The following is an 11,975-nucleotide window of genomic DNA, read 5'->3' as shown; positions in this document are numbered from 1 at the left end:
GCCGTGGCCGTTCGTGCTTTGCAGCGGCTTGTTCACCGCGGTGTTGTCCGCGAGGCTCACGACTGATCACCCTTCGTCTCGGCGCCGATGCCGAAAGCTTTTTCCCAGGCCGCGGTGCTGGTCAGCTGCGGGTGGGCGGCGCGGTAGCGCTGCTGCATCTCGGGGAAGCGCGCGGCCAGTTCCTTGCGCAGGCGCAGGGCCTCCTTGAACAGGCCGAGCGCCTGGCGCGGGTCGCGCTTGCGGTAGACGACGCCCCGGCCGTCGGCGGTGGTGACGGTGACGCCGTCGACCTGCGAGAGCAGGAACCAGCGCGCGTCCAGCGTGGGGACGTTGAGCTGCGGGACCTCGTGGTGCTGAGTGTGCGCCGGGCGGAAGTTGTGCACGACGCCCTTGGCCAGCCGGACCACCTTGGCGATCGGGTTGGCCGGCTCGCCGACCGCGCCGACCTCGATGTGGCTGGCCAGCGGCAGCTCGGTGGACGACGGCAGGATGACCGCGTCCGGGTACTGCTTGCGCAGGGCGTGCACCGCGCCGAGCGCACTCGGCAGCAGCTGGAACAGGCGCTCCGGGCCGGCCAGGAAGTCGCGGATGGCCAGGTTCTGGATGGCGACCGTCGAATACTCCAGGCAGAGCAGGTGTTTCAGGGTCGCCTTGACCGTGTTGACCACCATGCCGCGCCCATTGCCCGGCATGTGCAGGGAGGCGACGACCAAGCGGTTGCGCAGGTGGAAGTACGCCTGCCAGTCGATGGCGTCGTCCTTGTCGCTCCACGCCATGTGCCACACCGCGGCGCCCGGCAGGGTGACCGTGGAGTAGCCGTGATCGCGGGCGCGCAAGCCGTATTCGACGTCGTCCCACTTCAGGAACAGCGGCAGCGGCTGACCGATCTCCTCGGCCACCCGGCGCGGGATCACGCAGGTCCACCAGCCGTTGAAGTCGACGTCGATGCGCCGGTGCAGCAGCTTGGAGTTGTCCCGGTCCTTGAGCGGGTACTTGGAGAAGTCGTGGTCGTACTCGACGTTCGGCGCGGACGTCCACATGAAGATGCCGCGGTCGACGACCTCGCCCATGCTGTGCAGGTGCGAGCGCTCCTGCAGGTTCAGCATCTGCCCGCCGACCAGCATCGGCGACTTGGCGAACCGGGCGAAGGCCAGCGCGCGCAGGATCGAGTCCGGCTCGATCTCGATGTCGTCGTCCATGTAGACGATGTACTGGGCGTCGGTGGTCTTCAGCGCCTCGTACATCACCCGGCTGTAGCCGCCGGAGCCGCCGAGGTTGGGCTGGTTGTGGATGGCCAGCCGGTCGCCGAGCGGCGCGGCGGCCTCGTCGAAGCCCGGCTCGTCGACCACCTTGCGGTTGCCCTGATCGGCCACGATGACCGCGGCGATCTTGTCCAGCACCAGCGGGTCCGAGCCGAGCGCGGCCAGGGTCTTCACCAGGTCGGTCGGCCGGTTGAAGGTCGGCATGCCGACCGCGATGGTGCCCTCGTCGGGGGCCTCGATCGGCGCGTACCAGCCGCCGGACAGCAGCGTGACCGCCGTGTCGGTGGTGATGTCGAACCAGATCCAGCCGCCGTCCTCGAACGGGCCGAGGTCGGTCTCGAACTCGACGTGCACCGACTCGGTACCCGGCGCGACCGCGAATTCCTTGCCCTGCACGTGGATTCGCGAACCGTCCGCCTTCGAGCGGTACACGTCCACCCGGCCGTGTCCGGCCAGCTCCAGGCGCAGCACCACCGACGGCAGGATGCTCCAGCGCCGCCAGTAGCTGGCCGGCAGCGCGTTGAAGTAGGTGCAGAACGACACCTCGGACTCCGCGCCGATGGACAGCGAGGTGCGGGTGGCGGCGTGCGCGCGCTTGGCGTTGGTCTTGGATTCCTCGACGTAGAGCGTGCGCACGTCGAGCGGCTCACCCGGCCGGGGCAGGATGATCCGTTGCAGCAGCGAGGTCGCGCGGGTCTCGGTGGTCATGTCTTCCAACAGGGATTGGGAGGTCATTCTGCACTTTCGTCAGCGAGCGGCGCACCGGACTCCAAGTGCGGGCGCAGCACATTGTCGAACATGCTGAGCGCACTGCCGATGGCCATGTGCATATCCAGGTACTGGTAGGTGCCGAGGCGGCCACCGAAAAGGACCTTGTCCGTTGCGGTTTCCTTCTTGGCGAGCGCGCGGTACGCGGCCAGCTTGGCGCGATCCTCCGGCGTGTTGATCGGGTAGTACGGCTCGTCGCCGGTCTGCGCGAAGCGGGAGAACTCGCGCATGATGACCGTCTTGTCCTTCGGGTAGTCGCGCTCCGGGTGGAAGTGGCGCGGCTCGATGATGCGGGTGAAGGGCACGTCCGCGTCGTTGTAGTTCATCACCGAGGTGCCCTGGTAGTCACCGGTGTCGAGCACCTCGGTCTCGAAATCGATGGTGCGCCAGCCGAGTTCGCCCTCTTGGTAGTCGAAGTAGCGATCCAGCGGGCCGGTGTAGACGACCGGGGCGTCCGGGTTCGCGGCGCGCAGTTCCTCGCGTACCTCGAACCAGTCGGTGTTCACCCGGACCTCGATGAGCTCGGAGGCGGCCATGTTCTCCAGCCACTTCGTGTAGCCCTCTTTGGGCAGGCCCTCGTAGGTGTCGTTGAAGTAGCGGTTGTCGAAGGTGTAGCGCACCGGCAGGCGGGTGATGTTGCCCGCGGGCAGTTCCTTCGGGTCGGTCTGCCACTGCTTGGCGGTGTAGTCACGGATGAACGCCTCGTACAGCGGGCGGCCGATCAGCGAGATCGCCTTTTCCTCGAGGTTCTGCGCGTCCTTGGTGTCGATCTCCGCGGACTGCTCGGCGATGAGCGCGCGCGCCTCGTCCGGGGTGAAGTAGCGGCCGAAGAACTGAGAGATCAGGCCGAGGCCCATCGGGAACTGGAAGGCCTGGCCCTTGTGCTTGGCGAAGACCCGGTGCTGGTATCCGGTGAACTCGGTGAACTTGGTGACGTAATCCCAGACCCGCTTGTTCGAGGTGTGGAACAGGTGCGCGCCGTACTTGTGGATCTCGATCCCGGTATCCGGATCCGGCTCCGAGTAGGCGTTGCCGCCGAGGTGGTATCGACGATCGATCACCAGCACGCGTTTACCGAGCTCGGTAGCGGCGCGTTCGGCGACGGTCAGCCCGAAGAAACCGGAGCCGACGACGATCAGATCGAACTGAGAGGAGGAGTTGGCGGAGTTACCCGGGGACGATGCGACGGTCACGGGAGCCCAGAGTATCGGAAGTCCGCGCGGGGTCTGGGTGGAGTCGTGCGGGGCACCGCACGGGACCAGGTTCGCGCACGTTTTCGTGCCCGAGCCGTCCGGATTTCGCCGGAAGTTTGCCGAATAGCGGGCTTGACGGTAATGCGGGCGCTATTGAATGGATAGTTCGCCGTCGCCGCGTTCGTTTTCGCATTCGGTGGACGGATCGGCCGGCATTTTTGTGCGCGACGGCGAATGTCTATGCGGCGATACCGCGAGTCTCGGCGATTTCATCTATGCGTGGCACCGAGGGACGCGACCAACTCCAGCAGGTCCGCGTGGAACAGCGCGGCGGGGTCTGCGTAGACGGGGCGCAGGTGGCCGTGGATTTCGAGGGAGACCTGGCCGTGGACTCGGCCCCACACGCGCAAGGCGAGTTCGGCGGTTTCCGGGGTGAGGGTGTCGGCACGGATCTTCGTGAGGTAGTCCGGGGGAAAGTTGGGCCAGGCCGAATCATCCACGGGCACACCGGGTTCGGGCGCGCGGAGGGCTGCGACCAGTTCGTTCAGTCCGCTGCATATCCGCTGCGCCGCCAGTTCTACCGGGGCGCCGTCGGGCGCGGAGTAGCCGGGGACCGGGTCGCCGTAGATGAGGCGGAAGCCCTCCGGATTGGTCAGCGCCCATTCGCGTAGTGCCGTGCACCAGGCCAGTAGCCGAGCGCCCGGATCGTCGGCGGGGACGGCGTCGCGGGCGGTCTCCAGCGCGTCGGCGAGTGCGGTGCTCAGGTCGCCGATCAGCGCGGTGATCAGGTCATCGCGGTCGGCGAAGTAGCTGTAGATGGCGCGGGCGGTCATGCCCATCTCGCGGGCGATGCCGCGCAGGGAGATCGCGCCGGGGCCGTCGGCGGCCATCTGACGCAGGGCGATCGTGGTGATCTCCGTGGTCGTCATGGTGCGCAGCCGTTCTCGTCTGGTGGGCTGCTCGGTCGTCGGCATCTTGACACGGTACATCGTTGCGATAGTCTTCGCCGTGTTGTTAGGATACACCGTTTCCTTTTGCTACGGCGGATAGGAACGGCTGCTGTGAGTGGAGGATTCATGACCGCGTATGTGATCGTCGAGGCCGAGATTCTGGATGCGGAGCGGGCCGGGGAGTACACGGCGGTGGCGGTGCCGTCGGTGCTGCGATACGGCGGCCGATACCTGGTCGCGGGGGCGACGCCGGAGGCAGCGGCGGGTTCCTGGCCCGCGGACGCGGTCACCACGGTGATCGAGTTTCCGGATATGGAACGGCTGCGCGAGTGGCATTCCTCGGCGGAGTACGCGGTCGCGAAGGAGTTGCGTGAAGGCGCGTTCACGTTGCGGCTGCTGTTCGCCGAAGGGGTTGCCGCGTAACCGATTTCCCGCACGCCGGGTTCGGCGTGCGGGCGGCTGGTACGTCAGTCCGGGAAACCCACCTCGACCTCGACCCGGTCGCGGTCGGTGTACATCCGCCAATAGTGTTCGCCCAGTTCGGCATTGCCCATGCGGGTGATCTCGAGGTCGGCCGGGAACAGCTCCGGGTGTTCGTCGACGAGCTGTTCGGCCTTGCTGTTGCCGATGAGCACGCCGATGTTCAGCAGGCCCGCGTAGACACCGGTGCCCTGCAATTCGATCGCGAGCTGGTGGATGTAGCCGCGCTGGGCGGCGAGGGCGACGCCGAAGTTGGACAGGAACGGCATCGGGTGCCGATCCGACGCACCCGAGGAGAACAGCAGGGTGCCCTCGCCGCGTTCGATCATCGCGGGCGCCAGCGCGCGGGTCATCAGGATCGGCGAGTAGAGCTTCAGCGCGAGCGGGGTGCGCAAGGCGGGCACGTCCACCTCGAGCGTGGACGGAATGCGGTCCACCGGGTCGCCGGCCGCACCGTGCATCGCCACGTCGATCCGGCCGAAGGCCGCGCCGATCTGCTCGATCACGGCGTCGATCTGGGCCGCATCGGTGACATCGGCCGGAAAGGCGGCCGCCTCGATGCCCTCGGCCACGAGTTCGTCCACATGCCGCCGCGCCTTGTCCGGGTTTCGCCCGATCACCGCCACCCGGAACCCCTCGCGCCCGAAGCGCCGCGCGGTGCCCACACCGAGCCCGGGCCCGAACCCGAATATCGCGATGGTCTTCGACATGCCTACCTCACTAAGTTGAGCAGTGGTTCAAGTTAGATGTCCGACGGTAGCACTAACTTGAACCCATGCTCAACATAATTCGCGGGCCGGATTTGTAGGATCGGCGAATGCCCGTGGACAAGCCGTTACGCAGCGATGCCCGCCGCAACCGCGACGCGCTGGTGACCGCCGCCCGCGACGTGTTCGAAGAACGCGGCCTCGACGCGCCGCTCAAGGAGATCGCCGCCCGGGCCGGCGTGGCCATCGGCACCCTCTACAACCGCTTCCCCACCCGCGACGACCTCATCGCCGCCGCCGTCGAGGACCGCATCGAGGCGGGCGGGCGCATCGCCGAGGAGGCCCTCGCCATCGACGACCCGTGGGACTCGTTCGTCTACCTCGTCGAAAAGGTCTGTGAACTCCAGGCTTCCGATCGGCTGCTCAGCGAGCTGGCCGTCCGCGCCGCCCCCAGCACCGCCATCGCGAACGCGCAGGAACACGGCCACGGCATCATGCGCCGGATCATCACCCGCGCCCAGCAGTCCGGCGCCCTGCGCCCCGACTGGGTGCTCGAGGACATCGCCTTCATCACCTGGTCGCACACCAGAATCCTCGAGGCCACCGCCGCCATCGCCCCCGAAGCCTGGCGGCGTCACCTCGCGCTGACCCTGGATGGCTTGCGCGCCACCGCGGCACATCCGCTACCGATCCCGCCGATCACGGAAGACCAACTGATGCAATCGCTTCGAGGTCAACCCGAAGGCGGGGCATAACTGTCGAAGCCGGCGACCTGCGCCGACCCGAACCGACTGCCGGTCAGGGGCGCGGAGGTTGGTAGTGCATCTGGACGGGTGGCTGCTGGATATACGCCGTCGGGGCTCGCGAAACGCTGGGACGGGTCAGTGCGACTACCAGCGAGATCAATCCCAGGGCGGCGCCGCCGATGATCAAGTAGGCGGGGAAGGACGCTCCGACGGCCAGACCATGGTCGCCACCGTAGGTCACGCTGAACAGGCCACCGAGGAAAACCCAAGCGCCGCCGATGATTTCCAGTTGGCGGCCGACCGGCTTGCCGATGATGGACAACAGACTGCCGACGGCAAGGGCGACGGCCATCAGTGCCGAGACGATCAACAGGACTTCCAGCACCGCATGGAACTCCGACGCGATCTTCCAGGCGTCGTAGGTGTCGTCGGTGACCTTCGGCTTACCGATCCGGTCCGCTACCCGGAAGTGGTTGACGGCGAAGAACGAGCCGGCGCAGGCCAGGGCGGCGCCGAGCCACGCCGACACGATCGTGATCACCTCGGCCAGTCCGCTGTGCGTAGTAGCCGGAGCTGGATTGCCTGGTCCGCCATATGGATTAGTCATCGAACCCCCCTCTAGGTATCGGGCGAACCTTACCGCGCGGACGGCGGTGGATCGAGTCGATGCGGGTGCCGGCTGATGGGCGCACGGCCGGGCTACGCGTCGACAGGGCCGAAAGTTGCTCGGTTGTCCGGGATTTCGGTGCGCGGGGGCGAGTAGGTGACCCAGCGGCTGGTGCGGCCGGACGACGCCAGCAGGAAGATGACCAATGGCAGGACCGCGGACACCAGCGAGGCAATCCACTCGCGGTGCAGCAGGGCGGTCAGGGTGCCGATCAAGCCGTCGAAGTTGGCATTGACGATTTCGAGTGACCGCCGCTGCTCGGGCAGCCAATCGATGCCGTAGTCGGGCTGGTAGTTGAAGACCGAGCAGTAGAGAGCGACAAGCGAGGCGACCGTCAGCAGGCCCGAGGTGAGGATGAGGATGTAGCGGCCGGTTTCGTCGCGACGGAGCAGTTGGACAGCGCCGTAGATGAGCGCGATCGCGGCGAGTAACGCGCCGAGGGTCGAGAAGATGGCGAAAGATTTGTCGACGTGCGGACCGTCACGCAGGGCGCTCAGCACAGTTCGCTCGCCCCACAGGTTGAACAGCCCGGCGACCAGGGCCAGCACCCCCGTCGTGGTCGCGACCACTCCGCTCGGCCCGGCGACGCGCGAACTCTCCCTGGCGTATGTCATTGCTCGGATGCCCTCTCTCCGCCGACGGCCGGCACGCATTCAGTATGCGTACCGGCCGTCGGTTGGGCGTGATCTAGAGCTGTGTCTCGGCGTAGACCTTCATCGCGTCCCGGACGAACTCCGCGGTGCCCGCGCCGTGCACGTCGTAGTTCGCGCCGAAACGCGGATCCGCGACGTACATTTCGCCGAGGCCGATGAAGGCCTCCCCGAGGACGGCCCTGCCCTGCCAGCCGTCGCCGATCCAGGCACGGTGCCGGGCCACGATGGCCTGGACCTCGTCGCTGTCCGGCGCCAGCCCGGCGGCGTGTGCCCGGCCGTAGTCGGCGGCGATGTCCAGATGGGTCTGGAAGTGCGCCTTTTGCTGGGCCGCGCTCATCGAGCGCCACCACTTGTCGCCGCTGTCGTAGGCGTCCTTGCCCCAGCGTTCGATCACCTCATCCTTGTACTGAGTGTGGTCGAAGCCGTCGAAAACCTCTGCAGCCATGAGTTGTTCACCTCTTTCCGTCTTCTGCAGCGTGGTTTGCACCGAGGAGATCTGACGCCGGATCCGATCCTGTTCCTGCCGCAGCAGTTCCAGGTGCGTGCGCAGTGCGGTACCGGTGTCCTGTTCTCCGGCAAGCACTTCGGCGATGACCGGAAGGCCGAGGCCGAGTTCCCGGAGCAGCAGGATGCGTTGCAACCGCAGCAGGGAGTCCTGGTCGTAGTAGCGATATCCGTTGGCGCCGATCCGGCTCGGCGGCAGCAGCCCGAGCTGGCCGTAGTGGCGCAGCGTGCGGCTGGTGGTACCGGCCGCCTTGGCCAGATCCTGGATGGACCATTCGGTGCTCACGACCTGTTCTCCCTTCTCATCTCGTCGGTGTAACCAGCATGCAAGTTGACGTTACGTCAAGGTCAACCCTCTTTATCCGCAGTTCAGCGGGCAGGCACCAGAACCGGCTCGACCGGCGCGGCGACCACCGGAACTGCCTTCGGCCGTCCGGCGAGCTGGCCGTACAGGGTGCCGCCGAGCGCGATGACCAGCCCGGCCATTTGCAGCGGTCCGAGTGCCTGACCCAGTGCGATCCAGCCGATCACCGCGGCGGACACCGGGCTCAGCAGCCCGAGGAACGCCACCGAGGTCGCGGGCACCTTGGAGATGCCGCGGACCCAGAGCCAGTACGCCACGGCGGTGCCGACGACCGCGAGGTAGAGGTAACCACCGATCGCGCGGCCGTCCAGCGCCGGCGGCGCACCCTCGATGAGCGCGGCGAGCGGCAGGATGAACAGTCCGCCGGCGGTGAGCTGCCAGCCGGTGAGCGCCAGCGGGCCGACGCCCTCGGGCCGGCCCCACCGCTGGGTGAGCACGGTGCCCGCGGCCATGAACGCGGCGCCGGCCAGTCCGGCGATGACGCCGAGGGTGTCCAGCTGTGCGTTGGCCTTCAAGACGACGAGCGCGACACCGAAGACGCCGATCAGGCCGGCCAGCACCTTGCGCCCGTTGGGCTTCTCGGCGAGGAACACGGTCGCGAAGCCGAGCGCGAACATCGGCGCGACCGCGCCGAGTACGCCGGCGACGCCGCCCGGCAGCCGGTACGCGGCGAGGAAGAGCAGCGGGAAGAACGCGCCGATATTGAGGATGCCGAGCGCGGCGGCGCGCCCGATCCAGATGCCGCGCGGCAGCACCCTGGTGATCGCGAGCAGCGCGAGACCGGCGGGCAGCGCGCGCATCAGCGCGGTGAACAGCGGGCGGTCCGGCGGCAGGAACTCGGTGGTGATGGCGTAGGTGGAGCCCCAGACGATGGGGGTGAGGGCGGTGAGCGCCAGAGTGCCCGCGTACGAGTTTCCGGTGCGCGGGGTGGTGCTAGTTGTCATGTCGTTCGCTCCTCATTGATAATCTCAACGTTGAAATATCTACTCCTAGAAGTGCCTTAGCGTCAAGTAGATCAATGTTAAGATTCTTAGAGTCGAGAGGAGCGGCCATGGCGGACGCGGTGGACGTGTTCACCCAGCACTGGAACCGGGAGCGACCGGAGGTCGACGTCTCGCCGATGGCCGTGGTCGGCCGCATCCAGCGGCTGTCCCGCCTGTTCGAGCACGAGCTCAAGCAGTTCTTCGGCCAGTTCGGGATGGAGTTCTGGGAGTTCGACGTGCTCGCCACCCTGCGCCGCTCCGGCGGCGACGAAGGACTCACCGCGGGCGCGCTGATCAAGGTGGCCATGGTGACTTCGGGCGCGATCACCAACCGGATCGACCGGCTGGTCGCGAAGGACTGGGTCGAGCGCATGCCGTGCGCGACGGACCGCCGGGTGATCCGGGTGCGGCTCACCCCGGCGGGTCGTCAGATGATCGACGATGTGCTGCCGAAGCACATGGAGAACGAGCAGCGGCTGCTGGCGGCACTGAATCTAGAGTCGCGGGAGCAGCTCGCCGGGTTGTTGCGGACGCTCGCAGAATCGCTCGGGGACGGTGTGCCGGATTGAGCCGGTATCCCGGAAACCCGTTCTGGACAAACAATTTCGGCCTAGGCCGCCGCTCACCGACTAGCCGCCAATCGTCACCGCCGTGCTGACGATCCTGGTGACAGCGGACTACTCGTCGCACCACCCGACGGGATCGGAATCCCTGGCGTCGGACGCGGTGTTGGGGTAGCCGCGGTCGTCGGCGCGACCGTGCTGCCGGGTGATACCGAACTCGCGGGCGGCACGAAGCCGATCGGCGGTGCGGACTCGAACACCGGCGGCACACTCACCCCGGACGGAACCGACTCCGGCACAGGCACTGTGCTGACACCCGAAGGCGCAGGCTCCGGTACCGACGGCACACCGGCATCAGACGGCGCGGACTCGAAATCCGTAGGCACATCCCCATCGATTGGCCCCGGCTCGAACACCGGTACTGCGCTGGCACCAGCCGGAACCGACTCGACCGGCGACGAGATGCTCGCGCCGGCCGGAACCCGCTCGGCGACAGGCGCTCCGGCGGCATCGGATGGCACGCTCCCGGGCTCGGGCGCAGCAGGGGTGCCCGCGGACGGTGGCTCGGGCACTGGCATCGCGTTGGCAATAGGCGGTCCTGACTCAGGTACCGGCGGCGTGGTTGCTCCGGACAGAGCTGGCGCGGGCGCGCTCGGAGCGTTGCCTACCGGTGGAACCTGTACGGGCGCAACGGGACCAGGCGCTGACGGCACGCTCGCGTTCGACGGACCACTCTTCGGTGCCGGCGGATCGGGCACCAACTGCAACAATGTCGTGAAGTCGACGACCTGTGCGCCGAGGGTGGCCGTGTAGATGATGACCCCGTTGGTGAACATGCGATACGTCCCGGCATGTTCCGGCAATGCCATCTCCGGTCCGAGCGGCTGGCCGACTTTGCTTGCCGCACCGCCGATTCGACGGTATTCGACGTCGATCGGCGATTCACCGACCGCGACCTTCGTCCGCGGATCCACCGGAGTGGTCGGTGCGTTGGGCGCGACCTCGCTCAGTGCCGGTCCGACCTCGAAGGTGTAGATGTCGGCGGGTTCGCCACCGCCGGGCGCGGAAGAGTACTCGGACCGCAGGATTCGCCCGTCGCGCAACAGCACGGTCCCCGCGGTGGACACCACGGCGGCGGCCGCGCGCGGATCCTCCTTCGCGGTACCGGGATACACCTGACAGTCGGTGGTGTCGCAGCTCTGCGCATACGGAAAACGGTGCTCGGCAAGGACATACGAGCGCGCGGCGATCGCTTGCGCGCGCAAGGCCTCGGCCCCGCCCTTGTCCGCCCAGTTCGCCTGCACCTCGGCCGGGATGACACCGAGCAGGTAGTCCTCCGCGTCGACGCGGTTGACGGTGCGCGCCGACCCGTTCTCCGTCGCCACACCGAGCGCGCCGCGATACGCCGAACCACCGCAGAGCGTCAGGTGCTCCGCCGCCGGACGATTCGGTTCACGGTTGACCGGATAGACCCACGGATCATCGGTCGCCGCCTGCCACAGCACCTCGCCGTCACACCCGACGGTCACCACCACGTTCGCGCCGCCGGTGGGCAGCGGAGTCAGATGCGCGGCCTGCCCGGCCTCGACGAACTGGCCGGCGACCCACAGACCGGTGCCCGCATAGGTGTCGAGAGTCGAGTCGTCCTGAGCGGTCAGCCGGATCCCGACGGTGTTTGCCGAAACGGTGCCGAGCGTGGCGCCTGGGTAGTAGTGCCCGAGGATATTTTCGGCGGTCCACCCCTCCTGCGCGTTCGCGAACGCGCCGAGCTGGCTCATGCCGCGCCCGTGCCCGGGTCCCGCGACGGTCCGATACGGCGTGTCCCCCGGCCACGCCCACAGCACGAGCACGGCACCTACAGTCAGCGTCACACCGCCGGTGACCAGCACCGACCGCGTGGATAGCGCAGGTTGTCCGGGCCCGCGCGTGCGCTGTCCCCGGCGTGCCGCTCGTTTTGCTCTGCGCGCAGATTTCACCCGCATTTGTGCTCCCCCCGTGCTCTTTCGTTCCGGTGCTGTGGTGCGTCGCATCCGTTCACTCCCACGGTATTCCGGGGCCGGGCGGATTGGATACCTGTCGGCATGTCGTTCCATCCGGCCGCATTCCGAGAGCTACATTCGAGCAATCACATAATC

Annotated in this window: 12 protein-coding genes; 3 read left to right on the top strand and 9 right to left on the bottom strand. The window is 67.5% G+C overall.

Going from position 1 to position 11,975, the window contains the following annotated elements:
- Window positions 1–56: 56 nt before the first annotated feature.
- The 3 genes from F3087_RS05360 to F3087_RS05350 form a co-directional block, all read right to left on the bottom strand.
- Window positions 57–1,997, bottom strand: coding sequence for a glycosyltransferase (locus F3087_RS05360; RefSeq protein WP_150400588.1), 1,941 nt, complete (start codon window positions 1,995–1,997; stop codon window positions 57–59).
- On the bottom strand, window positions 1,994–3,223 hold the full coding sequence (gene glf / locus F3087_RS05355) for a UDP-galactopyranose mutase (protein WP_150400587.1): 1,230 nt from the start codon (window positions 3,221–3,223) through the stop codon (window positions 1,994–1,996). The genes F3087_RS05360 and glf overlap by 4 nt, the downstream gene beginning before the upstream one ends.
- A gap of 269 nt (window positions 3,224–3,492) precedes the next feature.
- A complete protein-coding gene (locus F3087_RS05350; RefSeq protein WP_223884829.1) occupies window positions 3,493–4,197 on the bottom strand; it encodes a TetR/AcrR family transcriptional regulator in 705 nt (234 codons plus the stop codon).
- A 102-nt stretch (window positions 4,198–4,299) separates the two neighbouring features.
- On the opposite strand from F3087_RS05350, the gene F3087_RS05345 reads away from it, so the two are divergent.
- Window positions 4,300–4,596: a DUF1330 domain-containing protein gene (locus F3087_RS05345; protein WP_150400585.1), complete on the top strand. Its 297-nt coding sequence runs from the start codon at window positions 4,300–4,302 to the stop codon at window positions 4,594–4,596.
- Between the two features lie 44 nt (window positions 4,597–4,640).
- Here the strand turns inward: F3087_RS05345 and F3087_RS05340 are convergent, their stop codons facing one another.
- Complete coding sequence (locus F3087_RS05340) at window positions 4,641–5,363, bottom strand: SDR family NAD(P)-dependent oxidoreductase (RefSeq protein WP_150400584.1); 723 nt, start codon at window positions 5,361–5,363, stop codon at window positions 4,641–4,643.
- 107 nt (window positions 5,364–5,470) lie between these two features.
- On the opposite strand from F3087_RS05340, the gene F3087_RS05335 reads away from it, so the two are divergent.
- The gene (locus F3087_RS05335) at window positions 5,471–6,115 is read left to right on the top strand and encodes a TetR/AcrR family transcriptional regulator (RefSeq protein ID WP_150400583.1); all 645 of its coding nucleotides are present in this window, start codon (window positions 5,471–5,473) and stop codon (window positions 6,113–6,115) included.
- Between the two features lie 43 nt (window positions 6,116–6,158).
- On the opposite strand, the gene F3087_RS05330 is transcribed toward F3087_RS05335, so the two are convergent.
- The 4 genes from F3087_RS05330 to F3087_RS05315 all read right to left on the bottom strand — a co-directional run bounded on the left by F3087_RS05330 (window position 6,159) and on the right by F3087_RS05315 (window position 9,238).
- A complete protein-coding gene (locus F3087_RS05330) occupies window positions 6,159–6,713 on the bottom strand; it encodes a hypothetical protein (protein WP_150400582.1) in 555 nt (184 codons plus the stop codon).
- 92 nt (window positions 6,714–6,805) lie between these two features.
- Window positions 6,806–7,387 (bottom strand): hypothetical protein, encoded by a 582-nt coding sequence (locus F3087_RS05325; protein ID WP_150400581.1) that lies wholly within the window; start codon window positions 7,385–7,387, stop codon window positions 6,806–6,808.
- Window positions 7,388–7,460: 73 nt separating this feature from the next.
- A complete protein-coding gene (locus F3087_RS05320) occupies window positions 7,461–8,216 on the bottom strand; it encodes a MerR family transcriptional regulator (RefSeq protein WP_150400580.1) in 756 nt (251 codons plus the stop codon).
- Window positions 8,217–8,299: 83 nt separating this feature from the next.
- Window positions 8,300–9,238, bottom strand: coding sequence for a DMT family transporter (locus F3087_RS05315; RefSeq protein WP_150400579.1), 939 nt, complete (start codon window positions 9,236–9,238; stop codon window positions 8,300–8,302).
- A gap of 107 nt (window positions 9,239–9,345) precedes the next feature.
- Here F3087_RS05315 and F3087_RS05310 point away from each other — a divergent pair, with 107 nt between their 5' ends.
- Window positions 9,346–9,846 (top strand): MarR family winged helix-turn-helix transcriptional regulator, encoded by a 501-nt coding sequence (locus F3087_RS05310; protein ID WP_150400578.1) that lies wholly within the window; start codon window positions 9,346–9,348, stop codon window positions 9,844–9,846.
- A 74-nt stretch (window positions 9,847–9,920) separates the two neighbouring features.
- On the opposite strand, the gene F3087_RS05305 is transcribed toward F3087_RS05310, so the two are convergent.
- Window positions 9,921–11,711 carry a SpoIID/LytB domain-containing protein gene (locus F3087_RS05305; protein ID WP_223884828.1) on the bottom strand — a complete coding sequence of 597 codons (1,791 nt, stop codon included), beginning with the start codon at window positions 11,709–11,711 and terminating at the stop codon, window positions 9,921–9,923.
- Window positions 11,712–11,975: the final 264 nt, after the last annotated feature.

It is taken from the genome of Nocardia colli (assembly GCF_008704205.1).
GTDB classification, from domain to species: Bacteria; Actinomycetota; Actinomycetes; order Mycobacteriales; family Mycobacteriaceae; genus Nocardia; species Nocardia colli.
Note: the sequence above shows the minus strand (reverse complement) of the source record. Positions and strands in the feature narration are given on the sequence as shown.

Excerpts from the sequence above, each read along its gene's own strand:
- F3087_RS05350 (WP_223884829.1), bottom strand. The coding sequence starts at position 4,197 with ATGCCGACGACCGAGCAGCCCACCAGACGAGAACGGCTGCGCACCATG.
- F3087_RS05360 (WP_150400588.1), bottom strand. The coding sequence starts at position 1,997 with ATGACCTCCCAATCCCTGTTGGAAGACATGACCACCGAGACCCGCGCG.
- F3087_RS05345 (WP_150400585.1), top strand. The coding sequence starts at position 4,300 with ATGACCGCGTATGTGATCGTCGAGGCCGAGATTCTGGATGCGGAGCGG.
- F3087_RS05315 (WP_150400579.1), bottom strand. The coding sequence starts at position 9,238 with ATGACAACTAGCACCACCCCGCGCACCGGAAACTCGTACGCGGGCACT.
- F3087_RS05335 (WP_150400583.1), top strand. The coding sequence starts at position 5,471 with ATGCCCGTGGACAAGCCGTTACGCAGCGATGCCCGCCGCAACCGCGAC.
- F3087_RS05310 (WP_150400578.1), top strand. The coding sequence starts at position 9,346 with ATGGCGGACGCGGTGGACGTGTTCACCCAGCACTGGAACCGGGAGCGA.
- F3087_RS05325 (WP_150400581.1), bottom strand. The coding sequence starts at position 7,387 with ATGACATACGCCAGGGAGAGTTCGCGCGTCGCCGGGCCGAGCGGAGTG.
- F3087_RS05340 (WP_150400584.1), bottom strand. The coding sequence starts at position 5,363 with ATGTCGAAGACCATCGCGATATTCGGGTTCGGGCCCGGGCTCGGTGTG.
- F3087_RS05330 (WP_150400582.1), bottom strand. The coding sequence starts at position 6,713 with ATGACTAATCCATATGGCGGACCAGGCAATCCAGCTCCGGCTACTACG.